The sequence below is a fragment of the Kangiella sp. M94 genome (assembly GCF_054926195.1).
In genome coordinates this window covers 2,092,191-2,113,484 of record NZ_CM142903.1, presented here as the reverse complement: position 1 = coordinate 2,113,484, position 21,294 = coordinate 2,092,191, and the positions used below count along the sequence as shown (strand labels likewise).

Below are 21,294 nucleotides of genomic sequence, written 5' to 3'. Positions count from 1 at the left end.
TATTCATTAATAAAAACGATTCATCGGATAAATCATGACAAACCAAACACATTCATGGGTGGTACTCAAATTTGGTGGCTCCAGTGTGTCCAGCCAAACGGATTGGGATAACATAGCATCGATTGTAAAAAGTAATATTGAGAACGGAAAAAAAGTTGCCGTCATTCATTCGGCATTTAAAAACGTTACCAATGAGTTGGAAGCGATTGCAAAGTTAGCAGTAACCGATGACAGTGAGGATGCGTTGCATCAACTGCTGAATAAGCATAAAGCGATGGCGCATGAGCTAGAAGTTGATGCTACTTTGCTTGATCCCTGGTTTGACTCACTGCAAATCGCTATCGCTGATATTAGCCATAAAGAAAAACTGACAGCAATGGATCGAGCGCAGGTGGTGTCGCATGGTGAGCTACTATCCTCGGTACTCGGCGCGGAATTTTTACGCAAGGTTTTTGGTGACTCCTATAGCGTCCAATGGTTAGATGCGCGTCAAATATTAACCTCAGAATCAAATCATCATCAAAACGACAATGATTTGTATCTGAATGCCGTTTGTCATCCGCGGCCTAATGCAGAACTAGCTAACCAATGGGCAGCTCAAGCCGATGTGATTTTAAGCCAGGGTTTTATCGCCTCTAGTGACGAAGGGCAGACTGTGTTGCTGGGACGAGAAGGCTCGGATACTTCAGCCGCTTATTTTGCATCATTGCTACAGGCCGAAAAGCTCGAAATCTGGACTGATGTGGCTGGGATGTTCAGTACCGATCCAAATAAAATTAGTAGTGCTAAAAAGTTGAGTGCCATTAGTTATAACGAAGCATTTGATATGGCTGAAGCTGGTGCAAAAGTTTTGCACCCACGATGCCTTAGTGCAGTGATGGCTTATAATATTCCTATTGAAATTCGCAATACTCACAAACCTGACGAGTCAGGGACATTGATAACCAGTGATTATGAGTCTTCTAAATGGGTTAAAGCCATTGCATTAAAACAGCAAATTCCGATTGTTACTTTGTTGCTCGGACGACGCGGGCAACAACCTGACACATTACAAAAAGTTTTTGCCATTATTAATGAGTTTGGCTTGAGCAGTGAATTGATGGCCTCCACCAAAAATTCTCTAGTCATGGCGATTGAAACCAATAACAGTATTTACTCCGATTCAATCCTGCAAAAGCTCTCTGAAAAACTTGCCGAAGTCTGCCGCAGTGTCTTTACCTCGCATAGCGCCATGCTCACTCTAATCGGTTGTGAAGCCAGCCAAGCATTGTGGCACTTATTGCAAATTGATGCAGACCTTCCTGAGCAATGGTTGCTGTTAAGTCACGCTACAGGCGATCATCATTTATCGTTTTTAGTGAACGATGATGATGCTTTAAAAGTATTGCAATTGCTGCATGATAATTTGATTAAATGAAATTGGATTTGATTATAAGGACGTTATAGGTTGGGTTAGAGGCTTTTCCTCGTAACCCAACAAAAGTTCTACATTGATGATGGGTTACGGCTTACGCCGGGTCTGCCCCCTTGGGTATAACCCATCCTATTAGTAAACTATACTATAATTTGATTAGATAATAAGAATGAAGGGATTTAGGATGTTGGCATTCAAATACCGCCCAGCAAAGGAAGAAGACCTTTCAGAAATAAGGGTTCTGACTGAGGGGGTTATAAGAAGATTAAAATGTGATGACGAGCAAATAGAGCGGCTATTGGGGCGATACTCGCGAGACAAGCTTGAAGCTTGGATATTGAGTGAGGACGTTGATGTTTTAGTCGGAACCTATATGGGTTTTGTTATTGGCGTTTGTTTTGTCCAGAACGGAAATGTTTTAGGGCTTTTCGTTGGTAGAAATAACAAAGACAATGATGTTGAATCAAGCTTGTGGTCATACGCTAGAGATGTAACCCTTGCTAAGGAGCATATCGGGAAATTATCAGGGGAAGTCTTAACTGAGTATGTTGAATCAATAAAGAAAAATAACAATGTAAACACTACCGATTTAGGGATGTTTTCCAGTGTTAGTGAAGCATTAGTGGTCAATAGTGATGCTGTTTATGAGGCGCAGCAAAACCTGAAAAATATTGATATCTACACAAAAAAAGATTCGAATCGAATTGCCCGTATGGTTTTTATTTTGTTTATTTTTTTATTGTGGTTAACTGATATCCCTGCGTATCTTTTCAATCCGAACTGGAAGTTAGAGAAAATCGCACGTGAATCAGGGCCAGGTCGATTTGATGATACCCCTAAGCCATACTCTGAGTGGCAAGTTGATTTGCTGTTATGGAGAGGAGCGCAGCCTGTGTATTCCATAGGTGACAATCGCTGCTATGGTGCCTTTCCTATTAGTATCATGTGGTTCAATCCTAAGTTATTAAATCATATAACTAGAGATATGACTCAAGAGGAAAAGAAAAAGATTCTATTAGAGTGCGATGAGCTACTTTCCAGTTATCATGAAGATAGAAAGCAGAATGTTATAAAGGCTATCGGATACAAAAAAGGCGCTTAAAGCGCCTTTTTTTTAGAACTTTGATATTACTAATTTAGTAATAAGGATTCTCACCTTCGGCGTGTTCGGTGACGTCTTTAACGCCTTTCACTTCTGGAACACGTTCAATCAAGGTTTTCTCGATGCCTTCTTTCAAGGTGACGTCGACCATACCGCAACCTTGGCAACCACCACCGAATTGTAGAACGGCGATACCACTTTCGGTGAATTGAACCAATGATACCTGGCCACCGTGGTTGGCGAGCTCTGGGTTGATTTCGGATTCGAGGTAATAACGAATGCGATCCGAAGCTGGTGCGTCGTCGTCAACTTTACGTGCTTTTGCGTTAGGTGCTTTCAGCGTTAACTGACCACCGGTTTGTTCTTTCGAGTAGTCAATCTCGGCTTCTTCTAAATAAGGAGCGCTATCTTCGTCGATAAAGGCTGAAAAACCATCGAACTTCAATTCAGTGTCGGTATCTTCAATGGCGTCCGGTGGGCAGTATGAAACGCCACACTCTGCATGGCTGGTGCCTGGGTTAACCACAAATACGCGAATGCCGGTATCAGGCTCTTCCTGACCGGCTAATAAACGGCGAAAATGCTCTTGAGCAGCTTCTGAAATAGTAATCATAATAACGTTTAATGCCTTAGCATGTTGCTTTGATGGGTTCTATTATAACCTATGATTGGGCTTGCAGCTAAATTTACAACCTATAGAATGGAGAAAACCACGAAAAACTCAGTCTCATGAAACAATTATTGCTTGCCACATTTCTTGTCGCTTCTGTTGGCCTTTCGCAGGCTGCTCTGCCTCAGGAAAGTAATACTTCTTTTGACTACTATTTTAACCAAGCTATTGATTTTAAGCAGGATGTTGTAACGCCGAATCAGGTTTTCGGTAATCCTGTCGGTGAATGGCATGTTCGTCCTGACCAGTCGGTATCTTTCTTTAAAGCATTAGCCGAAAGCTCAGAGCGTGTGAATCTGTCCGAAATTGGGCGCACCCATGAAAATCGTCCTCTAATCACCGCCTATATTTCATCGCCTGAGAATTTGGCGCGTCTGGATGAGATTAAAGAACAGCGCAAAAATTTAACTGAGTATCAGGGGCCGGCCATTATCTGGTTGGGTTATTCAGTGCATGGCAATGAACCGAGTGGCACTAATGCGGCATTATTGGTGGCTTATCGACTTGCTGCCTCTGATGAAGAGTGGATTCAGGAGTTATTGAATAATACTATTGTAATGATCGATCCAATGCTTAATCCCGATGGAATGGGTCGCTTTGCTGGATGGGCCAATCGTTACAAAGGTAAGCAACTGGTTGCAGACTCTGAGTCGATTGAGCATAACGAAGCCTGGCCTAGAGGTCGTACTAACCACTACTGGTTTGATTTGAATCGTGACTGGCTGTTGTTGCAACATCCAGAAAGCCAGGCGCGGGTTAAGCATTTTTATGAGTGGCGTCCGCATATCGTCGGAGACTTCCATGAGATGGGGACTAATTCGACCTTCTTTTTCCAGCCAGGCGTTCCCACTCGGCAGAATCCTTTAACTTCTGAATTAAATTTTGAGTTAACTGAAAAAATTGGACGCTATCATGCCAAAGCGTTGGATGCGATTGGCTCGCGTTATTACAGTCAGGAAAGTTTCGATGACTTCTATTATGGTAAGGGATCAACTTTCCCGGACATTAATGGCGGTATTGGCATTTTATTTGAGCAGGCCAGCTCGCGCGGTCACTTGCAGGAATCGGTTAATGGCGATGTCAGCTTTCCCTTCTCCATTCGTAACCAGGTTGCCACTTCCTTCTCGACCTTGCAGGCCGGACTTGAGTTAGGTGATGAGTTGCTTGAATACCAAAAAGACTTTTTCAATCAATGGCCAGCTAAAGCCAGTCGAGACTCAGAAAAAGGTGTGATTTTCAGCTCTAACGATCAAGGTCGTATCAAAGAATTTTTGCGCATTCTAAACAGTCATCAAATTGAAGTGCAGCAATTGGCAGGGCCTAGAAAAATTGCGGGCAAAGAATGGCCTGCGAAAGTTTCCTATGTGGTGAACTTCAAACAGCAACAGTATGGCCTGATTAAAGCCATGTTCGAAACGCGCACCGAGTTCACTGATAATACTTTCTATGATGTCTCTGCCTGGACTTTCCCGTTAGCCTTTAATCTAGACTACCAGCATTTAAATAAAGATGAGTTGCAACGTTTGCCACTTGAGTCAGTTGAGCTTGCTTCGGCTAGCTCATATGTGGGCAGCGATAATCCGGTGGCTTTATTGATTGAGTGGCAGGATTTTTACGCAGCAACCGCATTAACGCGATTGCTCGGTGCTGATATTGACGTTAAGTTACTGGAAAAAGGATCGCGGCTACCGGTAAATGGCGAGGTGCATGAATTTATGGCAGGAACCTTTACCGTGCCATTACCGGCGGATGATAGTGAGCGAGATGCACTGATTGAGCAGGTGAACGCTCATGTGATGGATTTAGGTTTAACGGTTTATGGTGTTGACTCAGGCTATAGCGGACAGGGCACTGACTTGGGTAGTCCGAATGTGAGCGATCTGGAGATGCCTAAGCCTTTATTGTTGATTGGTGATGGTGTTTATTCTTATGAGGCTGGCGAAGTGTGGCATTTGCTGGACACGCGCCTTGAGCTGCCGGTTTCTATGCAGTATGGCGAAGAACTGGGTGGCATTGATTTATCAGAATACACCCATCTGCTGATGGTCAGTGGGCAATATCCTGCCCTTGAGCCAGAAGACTTGGAGTATATCAAGGCATGGTTGCGTAAAGGGGGCACTATCGTCGCCACCCGCGGTGCCAATCCTTGGTTGGTCGAGCAGGGACTGGTCGATTTTGAATTGCTTGAACCGGAAGCATCAGAAAATCAGCAGCGTCCCTTCTCAGAGCGTGATGATGCCCGTGCCGAGCACATTATTGGCGGTGCCATCTATGAAGCTGATTTAGATAATAGCCATCCGCTGGCTTTTGGTCTGGAGTTAGACAAGCTAGCTTTCACCAAAGCGGGTACCATGGTCTTCAAACCCGCAACAAAAGATTTTGTTACGGTGGCTTCTTATACCGAAAGTCCGCTGATTGCGGGGTATTCGTCACAAACCAATGTGCAGCGTATCAAAAATACGCCAGCAATCTTGGCACAAAGGTTCGGGCGTGGCAGTATCATTATGTTTAGCGATAATCCAAACTTCCGAGGTTACTGGCTAGGCTCGATGCGGCCTTACATCAATAGTTTGTATTTTAATAAGGCGCTATAAGAATTTAATTAAACGTTTTTTATCAGGTAGGGAAATAAGCCCATGTTAAAAGCTGTTCGAGGTCTGATTGGGGGAGTTTGTCTGTTGGCGGTGATGTTGACCGCCAATGCGGCAAGCTGGTCTGAAATTGAAAACAAAAGTCGTCGTGTTAATGGCTTTATGCCGATTTATCTCAGTACAAATGAAGGTAAGGTTTGGCTGGAGGTCAGTAAGTTTGAGCAGCCTTTTATCATGTACACTGGCTTGCCGTTTGGTATCGGCTCCAACGACATAGGACTTGACCGTGGTCAGCTTGGTGAGTCGCGCCTGGTACAGTTTGAGCGTTATGGCAATAAGGTCTTTCTAAAACACCTCAACACTCGCTATCGTGCTGATACTGATAATCCAGCTGAAAAGAATTCGGTTAATGAGGCTTTTGCCAGCTCGGTGTTACATGGTTTTGAAATTGATGCTCGTTCAGGTAGCCGTTATCTGATCGATTTAACCGCTTTTTTGCAGCGTGATTTACATGGAGTCAGCGAGCGATTAAAAGCAACGGATCAAGGTAGCTTTAGTGTTGATTCCAGTCGCTCAGCCCTTGTTGCCAGCAAAGTTAAAAACTTTCCCAAGAATACTTTGTTTGAAAGTGTCTTAACCTTTAAGGGTTCAGGCGCAGGCAACTATGTTAAGCAGGTGGTGCCGACTCCTGATGCGATTACAGTTCACCAGCATGTGTCTTTCGTGGCATTGCCGGATGATAACTATCAGCCTCGAGTGTTCCATCCGAAAAGCGGCTTCTTTGAATTAACCTATGCCGATTATGCCTCGCCCATTGATCAGCCGATTGAAAAGAAATTGATTTACCGTCATCGTTTAGAGCGTGCTAAAGACGGCAAGATACAGCCGATTGTTTATTACCTTGATCCGGGTGCACCTGAACCGGTTCGAACCGCCCTGTTAGAAGGCGCTCGTTGGTGGGAGCAGGCCTTTGCTGCGATTGGTCTAGAAGGTGCTTATGAAGTTCGTGACCTGCCAGCAGATGCCGATCCGATGGATGTGCGCTACAACGTGATTCAATGGGTGCATCGTGCCACTCGTGGCTGGTCTTATGGCATGGCGATGGCTGATCCGCGTACCGGTGAAATTATTAAAGGTCACGTGACCTTGGGTTCTTTGCGAGTGAGACAGGATTTGTTGATTGCCAATGCGTTGACCGGTGTTTATGGCAAAGAGGGTGATAAGCAAGCGGCGATGGATATGGCTTTAGCGCGTATTCGTCAGTTGTCTGCTCATGAAGTGGGCCATACTTTAGGGATTGCACATAATTTTGCAGCAAGTCCGAGCAATCGTGCTTCAGTCATGGATTATCCACATCCGTTGGTAACTCTTGAGGGTGATACTTTTGACGGTAATACTGTTGACGGTAATACTGTTGACGGTAAGAAAGTCAGTTTAAAAAATGCTTATGCTGAAGATATCGGTAAGTGGGATATTGAAGCAGTACGTTATGGCTACACTGAATTTGAGCCAGAACTGGAACCAGAACAGGAAGCTGAAGCACTGCGTAACATTGTTCGAGAAGCCAGCGCGAAAGGACTGATGTTTATTTCTGATCCTGATGCAAGACCAGCCAGCGGTGCTCATCCGTCTGCTCATCTTTGGGATAACGGGCAAAATCCTGCAGCAGAATTGGCACGAGTGCTAGAGGTACGTAAAGTTGCCTTAGACAAGTTTGGGCATAATAATTTAGCGGATGGTGTACCTTATTCTGAGCTAGCCGAGACTTTAGTGCCGCTTTACTTATTCCACCGTTACCAAGTGGAAGCGGCAGTGAAGCTGGTGGCTGGTGTTAATTATGAATACAGCGTTAAAGGCGATACGTATCGCCCAGTTCGCCCGGTGGAAGAAGGTCTACAAAAACAGGCGATTGGTGTTTTGCTTTCAACATTAGCTGTTGAACAGTTGATGATCCCCGACTCAGTGCTAGAGGTAATTCCTCCCAAGGCCTACGGTTATTACAAAAATCGTGAGAGCTTTAATGGTTACACCGGGTTAACACTTGATCCGATTTCTATGGCTGAAGCCTCTGCAAAACATACCTTGCAGTTACTGTTGACCCCGGAGCGCTTAGCCCGCTTATTACAGCAAAAAGCGCAAACACCTGAGCTACCAGGTCTTGAAGAATTCGTCACTCAATTGTTGACGACAACTTTGCGAAGCCCTGAGCAAACAGGATTGAAGGGCTTGATTCAGCAACGTGTGGATTATCTGACGGTCTTGCATTTATTAACCGCCGCCTCTGAACAAAAGGCTTCTCCAGAAGTCAGATCACACTTGCACCACGAAATAGGCAAGCTGGATGGCTGGCTGACCACTCAGGCCAAGCGCAACTCTATCCGTTACGCCTGGCTGAAGGATTTGGTTGTTCAATATCTCAATGGAGATTTTGAACCTCAGGAAGAAGCACAAACCCTACCCATACCCCCGGGTTCACCGATTGGGTCTTGATTGGGTCTTGGGTTAGTCAGTAGGAAACAAAAAAGCGAGCTCAATGCTCGCTTTTTTTATGGATAAAAAACTGACCCTGGACTCAGGAGAGAGGGACATTAACACTAAGGGGTAGTGTGTTAAAAGCGTCCAGGGTCAGGGGGAAAGCTTTACCAGCCGAGTACACTACCTAAGATGATGCCTACAGCAATCGGTTCCCAGTAGCGGTGGTGGCAATAATGAGTGTGGATATGGCCACGTGGGTAAGGGTGGTAATAACCGCCGTAGTAGTACCAGTCCTGACCTAAGTAATACACCGTTGTTGGGTAGCTTCTGTATCGTGGGTAATAACGATCATGGTACACACGATAATGTGGGTGCTTTGGTCTTGGGTGGTAATTGTCGCGGTAGCGATCATGCGAGCCGTAGTGACGATCATGTCCACGCGAGTCGCTGTGTCGATGGTTATCTCTGCGATCGTCTCGGTGGTTATCTCGCCAGCGGTCATCACGACGATCATCACGTCGGTGCTCTAAGCGATTGTCACGATTATGACGTTGTTCAAATCGGTTTGAATCATGACGCTTTTCGACAGCATTGTTACGTGCTTGATTCGATTGTGGACCTTTGTGCTCTTTGGCAAAACCAACTTGAGACAAACCCAGGCCCAATGTCATGATCAGTGCTGTGGTTATCATTTTATTCATGGATAACTCCTTAGGATTCACTATAATACCAACTGAAGTTATATTGGGCGTTTGAGGCTCAATAACATTCATTAATCACAACTTTACCGCCTGTAAACTGAATTCTTACTGAATACCTGATAAAAATCGCATAAGGATACTGCTTTGAACATCAAGACATGTGAAATCAAAGACTTAGAGCAGCTTGTACCTGCATTCGATAGCTACCGTCAACGCTATAAACAACCCTCTGAACCACAAAAAATAGAGCAGTTCTTGCGACAAATGCTGGAACAAGAGACTTCTGTGATTTTACTTTCTTATGAGGCCAATGAGCTGACTGGTTTTGCTCAGCTGTATCCGTCATATTCCAGTATTGGGCTTGCACCCATTTGGACTTTGAATGATTTCTATGTGTTTGGTGGAACCGGCCGCAAGCAAACTGCAGAGGCTTTATTAAATGCGGCAAAGGATTTGTGCGAAGAAACGAATGCGATTCGGATCGAAGTAACTACCCGCAAAGAAAATCATCGCCTACATAAAATATATCGTGAATTTGGTTTTGAAAAAGACTTTAAATACGATTATTACTTCTTACGTATCGATGAGCAGGACATCGCCTCGAAAATGCTGAAATAGCGTTTTGTGGCTGTTAACTAAGCCAGTCTTTAGTCGACAATCGTATTGGCCCAACTTCTGCGTTGCCATAGCCAGATAAAAGCGCCTGTTTGCAGAACTCGGTAGGCAGCGTAGGCGAACCAGATAGTCAGGAAGCCAAAACCCAAATAGGGGCCAAGCAACCAGGCCACCGGCAAGAAAAGTAGCCATTGAGACAACAGGGAAACATACATCGGTGGCTTAGTATAACCGGCGCCATTCAGTGCATTCATGAATACTAAGCCCATAGCATCAATGATGATAATGCCTGCGGAAAGTTTAAATGGCCAATGGGCAATTTCAAGTGCTGTCTGCTCCTTCAAAAATATTCCCATGATTGGATCGGTAAATATAAAGAACAGAGTCGCAAGACTGATGGCGAAGATTAAGGCCATCTTGGCCACATCCCACCCCCACAAGTAGGCATCCTTTGGATCCTGCCTTCCTAGCGCCTGACCGACCAAAGTCGCTGCACCAATGCCCAGTGCAATGCATGGCAAAATAGCCACCAGCATGACGTTGGTGATGGCGTTTGCGGCAGCAAGCTGGTGTGTCCCGACCATACCAATAATCCAGAACAGAGCAGTGAAGCCTCCAGCGAAGAATAATTGATGGATAGAGGACGGAAATGAAATTCTGAAAATTGATTTTATGGTTGCCCAGGCCGCTAATCGCTCCATGTAACCAAATTGCTTGGTGTGTTTGGTCGCTAAAATATGGTAATAAACGGAACCAAGCGCCAAGGAAATACTGGTGCCGATTCCTGCGCCTAAAGTACCCAGTTCGGGCATGCCAAAATTACCGAAAATTAAAGTGTAATTAAGCAGAATATTCAGCGAGTGCATGACTAGCAAGGTGCGCAGGTAGTAGCCGGTTTGCTTAATGGCGCTCCAGTAACTGCGATAACTGAAGTTCAGTCCAATCGCTAAAATTCCAGCAAAGCGCGCCTGTAAATAAGGAGTCCCTTCTTCCAATAGCTCAGGATCGTTATTGAGCAAGCTCAGGATATCAGGGGCAAGAAAGAATAAAATAATACTGGTCGGCAGAGCCATTAGACCAATGATTAATAAAGCGGCATTAAGCGGATAGGCGGCTTCGCTTTGTCGACCTTCACCCATGCGGCGCGAAACCATGGCCTGGACACCTGCGGCAAAGCCAATAAAAAAGGCCACTGCCATAAAATTGATAAAGCCTGCGATACCTACCGCTGCAATCGCAGCACTACCTTGAGTGCCGACCATGGCGGCATCGACCAGATTCAAAATATTCTGCGAGATCATGCCACCGACAATCGGCAATGAGATCTGGAGAACTTGTTGTGAACGGTCTTTATTGAGCAAAAGGAATGTCCGAGCGCAGTAACATTATATGATGCGCATTGTATCAGGTATTGCTTAAAGGGCTAGGGCTTGTTTGGAATAGAAGCAGATGGTGGCTTGGATTTAAAAGCTGCATCCCTGCAGTTTAAATTCTTAGTCTGGGCTTTTACGTAACCAGCGAACATTGTCGACGACTTCATCGAAGAAGCCCCTTAGCGTTTCACCACTCATGTTGTAGGGATCGAAATTGGCATCGGACGAATACTTTAGAAAGAGCTGCTTATTATCATCAGTACGAGTAATCAGTCCCATCGACCATTCGCTGAATTGGCGTGCAGTAATTTCCCGATAATCAAGGATCGCTGGTTCTTTATGTCGCTGATCCTGTAGGATTTTGTGATAGACGCGGTTAACGGTATTGCGGTCGCCTTCCAGAATTTGCAGAAAGATGCCGTTCGAAAGGCATAATGCGCCGGTAACGCCATCGGCCTGATTGTTGGTTTGAGAATGTTGAAGGATATTTTTGATATCCTCTGAACCCAGCGTTTTACTAATTCGGCTGGCATAAGTTAATTGTACAAGCATGATCATCTCCTCGTTGTTTTACCTCGTTGTTTTAAATGAGGCTAGTGAGCTTAATAGGCTTTAAACCTTAATCGCGAACAGATGAAGAGATTGTGAAGACTTAGGAAGCATCCTTTTTGACCATATTTTTCCAGACATGCTCGCCAGCAAAGCTGTGTATTAAGACGGCACCAACATGCAGAATAAGAAATAGCGGGATCAGTGCTTCGCCAACTTCATGGCCTTCTTCAACTGCCTCAAAAACTGCGGAAGCTGCACTGTTTTGTAGCAGAAAGATTAAAGTTCCAGAAACCGCCATCCATAAAAATAATAGTAAGCCTGAAAATTGGGCAAGCCCGGCAATACCTTCATGCATCTTTCTGTGCGGCAGTTTGAAGCGGACTAGTTGTCCAATATCCTGTGCGGCCAGTCGCCATTGATGCTTGTTAAAGATGGTCCACCCCTTAAAGCTGAGTTTTCCACGCGTAAAGATGCCAACGCCAAAGCGAGTCAGAACAAACACCAGCACTGCAAGGCCTAAATAGAGGTGCAACAGAAAGCCATTGGTATTAAAACCATCATCGGCATTTTCGCCTGTTAGCCAGGCTGCGATACCAAACAAAGCTAATCCCCAGTGTATTAATTGAGAGCGGCGAGAGTAGGTTTCTGTGTGCATGGGATTGCTCCATTGAATTAATGTAACTCCAATCTAGGAGCTATAGTTCAATATAACAATGGACATCTGTAGGTGGCTTGATCCAGCTCAAGAAGGGGTTACAGACAAATGTACTGATTGTGCATTTGTCTGTATTAAAGTCAGGTCTTAGCTAAACACCACACATCTATGCGTTCCACGCCATGCTTTAAGCACTGCTTTGAGGCTTCTTGAATGGTGGAGCCGGTGGTGACTACGTCATCGACCAGTGCGATATGCTTTGGCATGGCTTGTTTGATATCAAAAGCGTACTTGAGGTTTTTGCGACGTTCGATTGCTTTGAGGCCAATCTGGTGTGGGGTGTCTTTAACGCGAAGCAGTGCATGGTCGAGTAGCGGCACTTGCAGTTTGCGAGTCAGGTGTTTGGCAATCAACTGTGATTGATTAAAGCCCCGTTCACGCAGGCGGTTTGAATGCAGTGGAATTGGCACTATCGCTTCTGGGAGCTCTTTATCCTGATAGTGACTATGGATTTCTTCAATCAGCAAATTGCTAAAACTGCGAATATGATGAAGTTGCTTTTCGAACTTCATTTCGCTGATGGCATGACTGACCGGAAACTCATAATGAGTCGCAGCGACTAAGGTCTGGTAGCGTGGCGGTTTTTTCAGGCATTGACCACAAGTAGCGGCAAAAGGTTGCTTGCCCAGGCTGTTACCACATTGCTGGCAGTATTGTCCCTGGCGTTGCACCGCTGATAAACAGGGCTCACAAAAGCCTGAATGTTCAGCATTCAAGCCACATAGGGAGCAGTTGCCGTTGAATTGCGGGGTATTCTCGCGAACGATAGAAAATAGATTGTAAACCATAATTCCCTTTATTTGGTTGACAGTGAGTGATGAAACCGTAAACTTCACGCTATTCTTCCTGAATCTTGCTGCGCGCGAAGCCATAGACTATAAGGGTTTTTAAAACAATGAGCAATCACAAAAACGGTCACACATTAACCAGTTTGGAAAAGTTGAATAGCGGTCAGGTTCGTCATGACTGGACTGTGGCGGAAATCGAAGCGATTTATAATCAGCCTTTCAATGACTTACTGTTCGCTGCACAGAACATTCATCGTCAACATTTCAATCCGAATCAGGTGCAAACCAGCACATTATTGAGCATTAAAACTGGCGCCTGTCCGGAAGATTGCGCTTATTGCCCACAGTCAGGTCACTACAATACTGGTTTGTCCAAAGAGCAGTTAATGGCGGTTGAGGAAGTGATCAGCAAAGCGCAACAGGCCAAGAAAAATGGTGCGACCCGTTTTTGCATGGGCGCGGCCTGGCGTTCGCCACGTGAAAAAGATTTGGACGTAGTGCTGGAAATGGTTCGTCAGGTCAAAGGCCTGGGGCTGGAAACCTGCGTCACGCTGGGTATGTTGACCGATGAACAGGCGCAGAAATTGGGCGAAGCGGGTTTGGATTACTATAACCATAACCTTGATACTTCTCCTGAGTACTATCAGCAAATTATTACCACTCGTACCTACAAGAACCGTCTCGATACTTTGCAGAATGTTCGTGATGCCGGAATCAATGTCTGTAGCGGCGGCATTATTGGCATGGGTGAAGAAACCAGTGATCGTTATGGTTTATTACAACAATTAGCCAATATGCCGGAGCATCCGCAAAGTGTTCCAATCAATATGTTGGTTGCGGTTGAGGGCACGCCACTGGGTGATGTGGAGAAACTTGATTCCATTGAGTTTGTGCGCATGATTGCTACTGCACGCATTATGATGCCTGAGTCGTACGTGCGTCTTTCCGCCGGTCGCGAAGACATGAACGAAGAAACTCAGACTTTATGCTATCTGGCGGGCGCTAACTCGATCTTCTATGGCGAGAAATTATTAACTACCGCAAATCCAGAAGCGGAAGCGGATATGTTGTTATTTAAGCGCTTGGGTATTGAGCCTGAGCGTCGCGAGCTGGACAAAGAAGAGCTTGCTGAAGAAACACCTAAAGTTGAAGAGCAGCAACCAGCTAAGCCTTTATTTTACGACGCAACTAAAACTCACTAGACAGCTGATAGAGATTTATTGCCATGTGGCAAAAACTGCAAGCCAGACTTGAGCAGCGAAAAGCTCAGGATTTGTTGCGTCAGCGCCTAACTCTTGAGGGTGCGCAAAGTGTACGCATAAAGGCTGAAGGTCGCGAGTATCTGAACTTCAGTAGCAATGACTATCTTGGTCTGGCTAATCATCCAAAATTAATCGAAGCGATGCAAAAAGCTGCTAAGCAATATGGTGTTGGCAGTGGTGCATCACATTTAATTATTGGGCACAGCGAACACCATCATGCGTTGGAAGAAGAGGTTGCTGAATTCTTAGGGGTTGAGCGGGCCTTATTGTTCTCGACAGGCTATATGGCGAACTATGGTGTGCTGACCTGTCTTCCTGATAAAAATGATCTGATTATCCAAGACAAGCTAAATCATGCATCGCTAATTGATGGCGGCATGGCCAGTCCAGCAAAAATGTTGCGCTATGCTCACGCTGATCTGGAATCCTTTGAGCGCCAGATGAAACAGCCTGCGGAAAGCCGTCTGGTGGTGACCGATGGTGTTTTCAGTATGGATGGCGATATTGCACCGCTGCCTGACCTGATTGCGAGTTGCAAAAAACATAAAGCATCTTTGATGATTGATGATGCTCATGGTTTTGGTGTGCTGGGCGAGCAGGGTAAAGGTAGCCTTGAACATTTTAATCTAGCGCAGCAGACAGCCGAGATTTATATGGCGACTTTGGGCAAGGCGCTGGGTGGTTTTGGTGCTTTTGTGGCTGGCAGTGAGTTGCTGATCGAAAGCCTGATTCAGTTTGGTCGTAGTTATATTTACACCACGGCCATGCCTGCAGCAGTAGCCGCGGCCAATCGAGCCAGCCTGCAACTGATTCAGGAAGAGTCATGGCGGCGCGAGCAACTGCAAAAAAACATCGTTTATTTTCGTCGGCTGGCCAGTGAATACGATATTCCATTAATGCCTTCTGAAACAGCCATTCAGCCAGTGCTAATCGGACGCAATGACAAAACACTGGTCATCAGTCGTGCGTTAAAAGAAGCGGGTATTTTGTTAGTGGCCATCAGGCCACCCACGGTACCGGAAAACAGTGCGCGCCTGCGCGTTACCTTAACCGCAGAACACACCACTGACGATATTGATTATTTGCTGGAGCATTTAGCGCTTCAGATCAAGCAAGCTAAACACAATGCAGAAAGAGGCAACTGGTGAGTAAGTTACAACCTTATATTGAATCAAGAGGGCAAGGTCCCGATCTGGTTTTGTTGCATGGCTGGGGATTGCACTCAGGCATATGGGAAATGTTGGCAGATGATCTGGCTGAGCATTTTACCTTGCACATGATTGATTTGCCGGGCTTTGGCCGCTCGCCGATTCCTGGCGATCCTTACACGCTGAGTTTGTTGACCGAGCAGGTGCTCAAAGTAGCCCCGGACAATGCGCACTATCTGGGCTGGTCATTAGGCGGCCTGATTGCTACCAATATTGCGATTGAATCTCCTGATCGGATAAACAAATTAATTACAGTGGCCAGCAATCCGCGTTTTGTGCAGCAGGATGACTGGCAGCATGCTATGAAAGCGAACATTATGGATAGTTTCTGCCGTTATCTGGAAGAAGATTACCAGGGCACCATTATTCGCTTCCTGGCGATTCAGGCGATAGGAAGCGAAACACAAAAAGACGATATTCGCCGATTAAGAGATACCGTATTTATTCATGGCGTACCTGCGGGAAAAGCACTACGTGGTGGATTGGCTTTGTTGAATGAAGTGGATCTGCGCGATGACTTAGTCAATATCAAGGCGCCTATGTTACGCCTCTACGGTCGTCTGGATTCTTTGGTACCAGCTAAAACGGCCGAGCAGGTGGCTGAATTAATTCCACACAGTCAGCACAAGGTGTATCCGAAAGCGAGTCATGCTCCCTTTTTGTCCCATAAGCCTTTATTCGTTAATGATGTAAAAGAGTTTTTGCATGAGTAATTCTACGCGTCAAAAGATTAACCAGATTGCTAAGACCGATATTGCTCGCTCCTTTAGTCGTGCCGCAAAAACCTATGATGATGCGGCCTTTTTTCAGAAAGTGGCCGGTGAACGGTTATTGGAACGTCTTCAGTATTTTAAATTGCAGCCTCGGAATATCTTAGACTTAGGTTGTGGCACAGGCTACTTTACCCGCCAACTGAGCAAACTCTATCCGGAAGCCAAAGTGACGGGTGCCGATCTGGCGCAAGGCATGATTGAGTATTGTAATGCTCAATCGCAACAGGAAGAGTATCTGTGCGCCGATGCGCTGAGCATGCCTTTTGAAAGTGATAGCTTTGATTTTGTATTTTCCAATCTTACTTTTCAGTGGATTGATGAACTACCGCAATTATTTCAGGAATTGAATCGGATTTTAAAACCAGAGGGGTTATTGCTGTTTACTACCTTAGGGCCTGACACTTTATATGAGTTAAAGCAAAGCTGGGCAGCAGTGAACGATTATCAGCACGTCAATAACTTTATCGATATGCATCATGTGGGTGATGCTATGTTAAGCGCACGCCTTTCTGATCCGGTGGTAGATAGTGAGCCAGTAGTGATCGGTTATAACAAAGCCGTTGAGTTGATGCGTGATTTAAAAAATATTGGTGCTCATAACATCGACTCAAGCCGCAATCATGGCTTAACCAGTCCACGTCAGTTACGAAAACTTGAGCAAGAGTATCAGCAGTTCAGGATGGAAGATGGCCAACTGCCAGCAACGTATGAACTGGTTTATGGCCATGCCTTTGGAACCGAAGTTAGCCCAGCGATGGGCTATCATGATTACGCAGTTGAAATAGGCTAAGAGTTACAGGTTTGTGCTGAAAGAGTGAGTTAGTTTTTTTTGTTTTCAAAGTTAACAATTTTTTCTTTCAGTTCTTCCTGTTTTTCTTCCAGAGTTTGCTTGACGTTTTTCTTTTGTGCTTCATGCAGGAAGTCACGAAGGGTTTCGAATTCGGTGCGATAGAAATCACGTTCATCGCGTAAATTATCGATATTACGACTTAGGGTAGCATTCGCCTGAACCAATCGCTTGTGGCTCTTTTTAAGATGCTCGAATTCTGAGCCGAGGCTTTCTTTAAAGCGTTCTTTCTCATCGAGAGCGTCTTGTCGAATAGTGCGTACTCGTGTGTCGCATTCCTCTCGAAGCTGGTCCATTTCGTCATCAAGTTCTCGCTTGGTGTCAGCAATGGATTGCAATGCATTGAGATAGTTTTGTTGGGCTTCCTCGTAGGAACTTTGCACTTGCTTGTATTTGCCCCTAAGTTCGCGATGCTCTTGAGTAAGCGTAGTATTTCGCTCAGACAAACTTTGCAGAGAATTTTTGAGATCTGTATGGGTGGATTCAAGCTCTTTAATGCGTTGAGCTTTACCGGCGATATTACGAGTATTTTCTTCAAGAACTGTTTTCAGTTCCTGATTTTTAGATTCAAGCTGTCTAACCAATGCGTGTTTCAGTGCAGCAGTCACTACTGCAACCAGAAGCACAACAAGGGCTATAATAGCCAAAGTGAGTATGATAGTGTTGTCGCCAGCCAAATTAAGTCACCAATAAATGTGGACTATGTTTATATGCTACGCTTTTATGTAGCAACTTTGTATCAAATTATAGCGTAATCCTGAGCCGTTGTAGTGTGCGAGGGGTAACAGATTGGACAATATGAAAGAAAAATTATTCATTGCCGGCACTGATACTGAGGTCGGAAAAACCTTTATAACTCAACTGCTTATCAATGCATTGTTGCATTGCGATAAGCAGGTGACTGGTCTAAAACCCATGGCGTCTGGAGCGGAGCTACAAAGTAACCAATGGGTCAATGAAGATGGCCAAAAAATCCTTGATTTATCCCGTAAATGCCCCGGATTTGCACAATTAAGCTACTCAGAAGTGAATCCATTATGCTTTGAACCGGCTATCGCACCTCATATTGCGGCAGCAGAAGCTGGTGTTGAGTTATCCATTGCCGAGCTTAATCGCCTGGCTCAGTTTCGAGACAGTGAATACCTGCTAGTCGAAGGAGCTGGAGGCTGGTTAACGCCTCTTAATGACACAGAAACCTATGCCGATTGGGTTGAACAGAAAGGGCTGGACGTGATTTTAGTGGTGGGTATGAAGTTAGGTTGTTTAAACCATGCCATGCTGACCGTTAGGGATATCGAGCGTCGCGGGCTTAAGTTACGGGGCTGGGTAGCCAACTTTGTGTTTGGTGAGATGAACCGCAGTGAGCAGAACCTTGATTGGCTTAAGAAGAATATATCAGCGCCTTGCCTGGGAGTTATTCCGCATCAAAAAGGATCAGAGCAACAAGACGCTGATATTGATAAAGCGAGCGAACTACTGGACTTGCAGACTTTGCTCTGACGCAACGCACTGGTTATTCACACAGCCAACGTTTGGCTTCGGAGTGACTACACAAATGCCCATGATCTGATTTTCTTTAAAGTAATCCTGGCGCTCTTTTTTGTAAGCGCTTGCTAACGCATGAAGCTTTTCTTCATCAACATTGGGTTTTGAATAAGCTTCATAAGTTTCAGGACCTCCACAGGGCTTTGCGCCCACTTCTACCAAGCCACAATCAGTATTATTGCTGCAGCTTTTATCAGCAATCGCATTCTCAATTTGCTGAAGGTAATCGGTATCTGGCTTATCGGAAGTCATTGAATTGTCGTCGCTATTAACTTCGGAACAGGCCATTAATGGTGCAAAAAATAGAATTGACAGGTATTTTAAGTATTTGATTTTCATAGAGTTGCCAAAATTTGTCAGTTTGCTCAAAAGATTAGCATACAGTAGTATCAATACATAAGCCCAATTTATTAAGTCAGTCACAATGTCACTAATGAAACCCGGTAAGACAGGCATTCCACGGATTCTTGATGCAACAAAATATTCCTGGCAGGGACTAAAAGGGGCTTGGCTTAGTGAAGCTGCTTTCCGTCAAGAATTAGCGCTTGCAGTGATTTTGATACCTTTGGCTTTTGTTTTAGGCGGCACAACAGGCGAAATCGCTATTATGCTATTAACGCTAGGCGTTGTTCTCATGGCCGAGTTAGCTAATTCAGCGATTGAGGCGGTGGTTGATCGCATTGGGCCAGAGCAACATCCACTCTCTGGACGCGCTAAAGATATCGGCTCAGCCTTGGTCTTCATCGCTCTACTCTTCACTGGAATTGTCTGGGGGACGATCTGCTACTTTAACTTCTTCTCTTAAAACTCTTCGCTATTGTTTGAGTCGGGCTAATATAAAGTCCTGTGCCATCTGTGCGGCTGTTTGCCAGCTTTGCTCAGTGGTTATCTCCGAGCGCTTTAAGGTTTCTAAACTATGGTTGCCATCCTCCAGCCAGTTAACATTAATCTTCGAGGATAACTCATAAGCCGATACCTCTTCAGGTTTACCAAAAGGGTCGCGGGTTCCCTGTAGAATTAATGTAGGCGTTTGAAGGTCTTTGAGATGATCGGTTCTGAGGTTTTCAGGTTTGCCCGGCGGGTGAAACGGATAACCCATACAGATCAAGCCATCAACCTGCTCTTCATCTGCAATCATGCTGGCCACACGTCCCCCCATCGATTTGCCGCCAATAAAGACTTTGTGGCCTTTTGCATGCTCTGTAATCTGTTGCTTATAGGAATCGATCAGCTTAGGCATTCGATCCGGTGGTGACTTCTTCCCAGTTTGCTGGCGCTTCAGCATGTAGGGAAAATCAAACAGCACGACTTCTATTTGAGCATGGCTGATGAGGTTAGCCATGCTTTGCATAAACTCTGAGCTGGAGTCTGCTCCCGCGCCATGGGCAAATATAAAGACGGCTTTGGTAGTCTGTTTTGTTTTGGAAGCTTTGGGGTGAGTCATGCTTTTCCTATTTGAGTTGCTGATCTTGATGAATCAATTTTACCTTTCATTCGTGATCGGTTTTGGTACACTAGGCAGCAATTGTAAGAATAAAAACCGAATATGTCTGCACCAAAGCCCGCTTCATACCAAAGACCTTTCCTTAAATGGGCGGGTGGCAAGTTTCGATTATTGCCGCGAATTCTTAAGGTTTTGCCTGAAGGCAATAAGCTGATCGAGCCTTTTGCTGGTTCCGGTGCACTATTTCTTAACGCAGATTACGATCGCTATTTACTGGCTGATATTAACCCAGATTTAATCGATGTTTTTAATCAGTTGAAAAAAGGTAAAACAACCTTTATCGATTACTGTTCTCAATATTTCACAGATCAATACAATAACCAGAAAACCTTTTACGAATTACGCGAACACTTTAATCAACTGAAACCGGGAAGAGAGCGAGCTGCATTATTTGTCTATTTCAATCGCCACGGATACAACGGCTTGTGTCGCTATAATCGCTCAGGTGGTTTCAATGTACCTTTTGGTCGTTACAAGAAACCCTATTTTCCTGGTCGTGAGATGGAGTTTTTTGCAGAAAAGTCCAAGCGTGCAGAATTCCGTTGCCAGAGTTTTAGCAAAACCATGACCCATACTCGAGGCGGTAACGTGATTTATTGTGACCCGCCTTATTTGCCATGGTCATTAACCGCTAACTTCACCAGCTACAGCCAACAAGAGTTTTCGCTCGACAACCAGCGAGAGCTAGCTTTAGAAGCACAGAAACTCGCCAAACGAGGCGTCCCGGTAGTGATATCCAATCACGACACCGACTTCGCCCGCCTTATTTACGCCAAAGCAAAAGACCTGCAATCCTTCCCCGTACGACGCTTTATCTCCTGCGATGGCGCAGGACGCAATAATGCTCAGGAATTGATAGTGGTTTATCGGAAGTAACGGAATCAGCCACATGGCTATGCAAATCTAAGGAAACACATAAGTATCATGTTACTCCAATAAACCCCTTTTGATTGAGCTAAGTAGTAGCCAAGACATAGCAATTCAAAACAGGACGTTTTGAATAGTAAAATTCGGGCCACGGATGGAATGTATTTTACGGTGCGTTAAATGGCTTGGTGGATACGAAGGGAGTTGAGCGTAGCGAAACCTCAATCACGGGGTGTCGTTTCTTTTATGAAGTACTTCCCTGTACTTCACCCTTCGGACTAGCTTCGCTATT

The 21,294-nt window shown here is 45.1% G+C and carries 21 protein-coding genes; 12 read left to right on the top strand and 9 right to left on the bottom strand.

Annotated elements, in window-relative coordinates; genetic code table 11:
• Positions 1–34: 34 nt before the first annotated feature.
• Together ACYTXU_RS09715 and ACYTXU_RS09710 are read left to right on the top strand one after the other, a co-directional pair.
• Positions 35–1,417 carry an aspartate kinase gene (locus ACYTXU_RS09715; RefSeq protein ID WP_462206519.1) on the top strand — a complete coding sequence of 461 codons (1,383 nt, stop codon included), beginning with the start codon at positions 35–37 and terminating at the stop codon, positions 1,415–1,417.
• 181 nt (positions 1,418–1,598) lie between these two features.
• Positions 1,599–2,516 (top strand): hypothetical protein, encoded by a 918-nt coding sequence (locus ACYTXU_RS09710; protein WP_462206518.1) that lies wholly within the window; start codon positions 1,599–1,601, stop codon positions 2,514–2,516.
• A gap of 34 nt (positions 2,517–2,550) precedes the next feature.
• On the opposite strand, the gene nfuA is transcribed toward ACYTXU_RS09710, so the two are convergent.
• Complete coding sequence (gene nfuA / locus ACYTXU_RS09705) at positions 2,551–3,129, bottom strand: Fe-S biogenesis protein NfuA (RefSeq protein WP_462206517.1); 579 nt, start codon at positions 3,127–3,129, stop codon at positions 2,551–2,553.
• Between the two features lie 116 nt (positions 3,130–3,245).
• On the opposite strand from nfuA, the gene ACYTXU_RS09700 reads away from it, so the two are divergent.
• Entirely contained in the window at positions 3,246–5,780 is a 2,535-nt protein-coding gene (locus ACYTXU_RS09700) for a M14 family metallopeptidase (protein WP_462206516.1), read from the top strand.
• A gap of 42 nt (positions 5,781–5,822) precedes the next feature.
• Positions 5,823–8,267 (top strand): zinc-dependent metalloprotease, encoded by a 2,445-nt coding sequence (locus tag ACYTXU_RS09695; protein WP_462206515.1) that lies wholly within the window; start codon positions 5,823–5,825, stop codon positions 8,265–8,267.
• A gap of 149 nt (positions 8,268–8,416) precedes the next feature.
• Here the strand turns inward: ACYTXU_RS09695 and ACYTXU_RS09690 are convergent, their stop codons facing one another.
• Positions 8,417–8,953 carry a hypothetical protein gene (locus ACYTXU_RS09690; RefSeq protein WP_462206514.1) on the bottom strand — a complete coding sequence of 179 codons (537 nt, stop codon included), beginning with the start codon at positions 8,951–8,953 and terminating at the stop codon, positions 8,417–8,419.
• A gap of 144 nt (positions 8,954–9,097) precedes the next feature.
• Between ACYTXU_RS09690 and ACYTXU_RS09685 the strand changes: the two genes are divergently transcribed.
• Entirely contained in the window at positions 9,098–9,571 is a 474-nt protein-coding gene (locus ACYTXU_RS09685; protein WP_462206513.1) for a GNAT family N-acetyltransferase, read from the top strand.
• A 29-nt stretch (positions 9,572–9,600) separates the two neighbouring features.
• On the opposite strand, the gene ACYTXU_RS09680 is transcribed toward ACYTXU_RS09685, so the two are convergent.
• The 4 genes from ACYTXU_RS09680 to ACYTXU_RS09665 form a co-directional block, all read right to left on the bottom strand.
• A complete protein-coding gene (locus ACYTXU_RS09680; RefSeq protein WP_462206512.1) occupies positions 9,601–10,929 on the bottom strand; it encodes an MATE family efflux transporter in 1,329 nt (442 codons plus the stop codon).
• A gap of 132 nt (positions 10,930–11,061) precedes the next feature.
• Positions 11,062–11,493: a BLUF domain-containing protein gene (locus ACYTXU_RS09675; RefSeq protein WP_462206511.1), complete on the bottom strand. Its 432-nt coding sequence runs from the start codon at positions 11,491–11,493 to the stop codon at positions 11,062–11,064.
• A gap of 100 nt (positions 11,494–11,593) precedes the next feature.
• Positions 11,594–12,148 (bottom strand): cytochrome b/b6 domain-containing protein, encoded by a 555-nt coding sequence (locus ACYTXU_RS09670; protein ID WP_462206510.1) that lies wholly within the window; start codon positions 12,146–12,148, stop codon positions 11,594–11,596.
• A gap of 140 nt (positions 12,149–12,288) precedes the next feature.
• Positions 12,289–12,996 carry a ComF family protein gene (locus tag ACYTXU_RS09665; protein ID WP_462206509.1) on the bottom strand — a complete coding sequence of 236 codons (708 nt, stop codon included), beginning with the start codon at positions 12,994–12,996 and terminating at the stop codon, positions 12,289–12,291.
• A 107-nt stretch (positions 12,997–13,103) separates the two neighbouring features.
• On the opposite strand from ACYTXU_RS09665, the gene bioB reads away from it, so the two are divergent.
• From bioB to bioC, 4 genes are read left to right on the top strand one after another with little or no spacing between them, the layout of a single operon-like run.
• Positions 13,104–14,198 carry a biotin synthase BioB gene (gene bioB, locus ACYTXU_RS09660; RefSeq protein ID WP_462206508.1) on the top strand — a complete coding sequence of 365 codons (1,095 nt, stop codon included), beginning with the start codon at positions 13,104–13,106 and terminating at the stop codon, positions 14,196–14,198.
• Between the two features lie 23 nt (positions 14,199–14,221).
• Positions 14,222–15,406, top strand: a complete 1,185-nt coding sequence (gene bioF / locus ACYTXU_RS09655) for an 8-amino-7-oxononanoate synthase (RefSeq protein WP_462206507.1) — start codon at positions 14,222–14,224, stop codon at positions 15,404–15,406.
• Positions 15,403–16,179: a pimeloyl-ACP methyl ester esterase BioH gene (bioH, locus tag ACYTXU_RS09650; protein ID WP_462206506.1), complete on the top strand. Its 777-nt coding sequence runs from the start codon at positions 15,403–15,405 to the stop codon at positions 16,177–16,179. The genes bioF and bioH overlap by 4 nt, the downstream gene beginning before the upstream one ends.
• Positions 16,172–17,029: a malonyl-ACP O-methyltransferase BioC gene (gene bioC, locus ACYTXU_RS09645; RefSeq protein WP_462206505.1), complete on the top strand. Its 858-nt coding sequence runs from the start codon at positions 16,172–16,174 to the stop codon at positions 17,027–17,029. Before bioH ends, bioC begins: the two co-directional genes overlap by 8 nt.
• A gap of 29 nt (positions 17,030–17,058) precedes the next feature.
• On the opposite strand, the gene ACYTXU_RS09640 is transcribed toward bioC, so the two are convergent.
• Entirely contained in the window at positions 17,059–17,763 is a 705-nt protein-coding gene (locus tag ACYTXU_RS09640; protein WP_462206503.1) for a hypothetical protein, read from the bottom strand.
• 121 nt (positions 17,764–17,884) lie between these two features.
• Here ACYTXU_RS09640 and bioD point away from each other — a divergent pair, with 121 nt between their 5' ends.
• Entirely contained in the window at positions 17,885–18,586 is a 702-nt protein-coding gene (gene bioD, locus ACYTXU_RS09635; RefSeq protein ID WP_462206502.1) for a dethiobiotin synthase, read from the top strand.
• Here bioD and ACYTXU_RS09630 read toward each other — a convergent pair.
• Positions 18,560–18,970, bottom strand: a complete 411-nt coding sequence (locus ACYTXU_RS09630) for a hypothetical protein (RefSeq protein ID WP_462206500.1) — start codon at positions 18,968–18,970, stop codon at positions 18,560–18,562. The genes bioD and ACYTXU_RS09630 overlap by 27 nt on opposite strands.
• Before the next feature lie 85 nt (positions 18,971–19,055).
• On the opposite strand from ACYTXU_RS09630, the gene ACYTXU_RS09625 reads away from it, so the two are divergent.
• Positions 19,056–19,436 carry a diacylglycerol kinase gene (locus tag ACYTXU_RS09625; protein WP_462206499.1) on the top strand — a complete coding sequence of 127 codons (381 nt, stop codon included), beginning with the start codon at positions 19,056–19,058 and terminating at the stop codon, positions 19,434–19,436.
• 9 nt (positions 19,437–19,445) lie between these two features.
• Here the strand turns inward: ACYTXU_RS09625 and ACYTXU_RS09620 are convergent, their stop codons facing one another.
• Positions 19,446–20,075, bottom strand: coding sequence for an alpha/beta fold hydrolase (locus ACYTXU_RS09620; RefSeq protein WP_462206498.1), 630 nt, complete (start codon positions 20,073–20,075; stop codon positions 19,446–19,448).
• 102 nt (positions 20,076–20,177) lie between these two features.
• Between ACYTXU_RS09620 and ACYTXU_RS09615 the strand changes: the two genes are divergently transcribed.
• Positions 20,178–21,011, top strand: coding sequence for a Dam family site-specific DNA-(adenine-N6)-methyltransferase (locus ACYTXU_RS09615; protein ID WP_462206497.1), 834 nt, complete (start codon positions 20,178–20,180; stop codon positions 21,009–21,011).
• The last annotated feature ends 283 nt before the right edge of the window (positions 21,012–21,294 follow it).

Bases quoted from the DNA above. Each gene is read 5' to 3' on its own strand.
- ACYTXU_RS09675 (WP_462206511.1), bottom strand. From the start codon at position 11,493: ATGCTTGTACAATTAACTTATGCCAGCCGAATTAGTAAAACGCTGGGT.
- ACYTXU_RS09620 (WP_462206498.1), bottom strand. From the start codon at position 20,075: ATGACTCACCCCAAAGCTTCCAAAACAAAACAGACTACCAAAGCCGTC.
- ACYTXU_RS09615 (WP_462206497.1), top strand. From the start codon at position 20,178: ATGTCTGCACCAAAGCCCGCTTCATACCAAAGACCTTTCCTTAAATGG.
- bioD (WP_462206502.1), top strand. From the start codon at position 17,885: ATGAAAGAAAAATTATTCATTGCCGGCACTGATACTGAGGTCGGAAAA.
- ACYTXU_RS09710 (WP_462206518.1), top strand. From the start codon at position 1,599: ATGTTGGCATTCAAATACCGCCCAGCAAAGGAAGAAGACCTTTCAGAA.
- ACYTXU_RS09715 (WP_462206519.1), top strand. From the start codon at position 35: ATGACAAACCAAACACATTCATGGGTGGTACTCAAATTTGGTGGCTCC.
- ACYTXU_RS09695 (WP_462206515.1), top strand. From the start codon at position 5,823: ATGTTAAAAGCTGTTCGAGGTCTGATTGGGGGAGTTTGTCTGTTGGCG.
- ACYTXU_RS09670 (WP_462206510.1), bottom strand. From the start codon at position 12,148: ATGCACACAGAAACCTACTCTCGCCGCTCTCAATTAATACACTGGGGA.
- ACYTXU_RS09665 (WP_462206509.1), bottom strand. From the start codon at position 12,996: ATGGTTTACAATCTATTTTCTATCGTTCGCGAGAATACCCCGCAATTC.
- ACYTXU_RS09690 (WP_462206514.1), bottom strand. From the start codon at position 8,953: ATGAATAAAATGATAACCACAGCACTGATCATGACATTGGGCCTGGGT.
- nfuA (WP_462206517.1), bottom strand. From the start codon at position 3,129: ATGATTACTATTTCAGAAGCTGCTCAAGAGCATTTTCGCCGTTTATTA.
- ACYTXU_RS09625 (WP_462206499.1), top strand. From the start codon at position 19,056: ATGTCACTAATGAAACCCGGTAAGACAGGCATTCCACGGATTCTTGAT.
- bioC (WP_462206505.1), top strand. From the start codon at position 16,172: ATGAGTAATTCTACGCGTCAAAAGATTAACCAGATTGCTAAGACCGAT.
- ACYTXU_RS09700 (WP_462206516.1), top strand. From the start codon at position 3,246: ATGAAACAATTATTGCTTGCCACATTTCTTGTCGCTTCTGTTGGCCTT.
- bioB (WP_462206508.1), top strand. From the start codon at position 13,104: ATGAGCAATCACAAAAACGGTCACACATTAACCAGTTTGGAAAAGTTG.
- ACYTXU_RS09630 (WP_462206500.1), bottom strand. From the start codon at position 18,970: ATGAAAATCAAATACTTAAAATACCTGTCAATTCTATTTTTTGCACCA.
- bioF (WP_462206507.1), top strand. From the start codon at position 14,222: ATGTGGCAAAAACTGCAAGCCAGACTTGAGCAGCGAAAAGCTCAGGAT.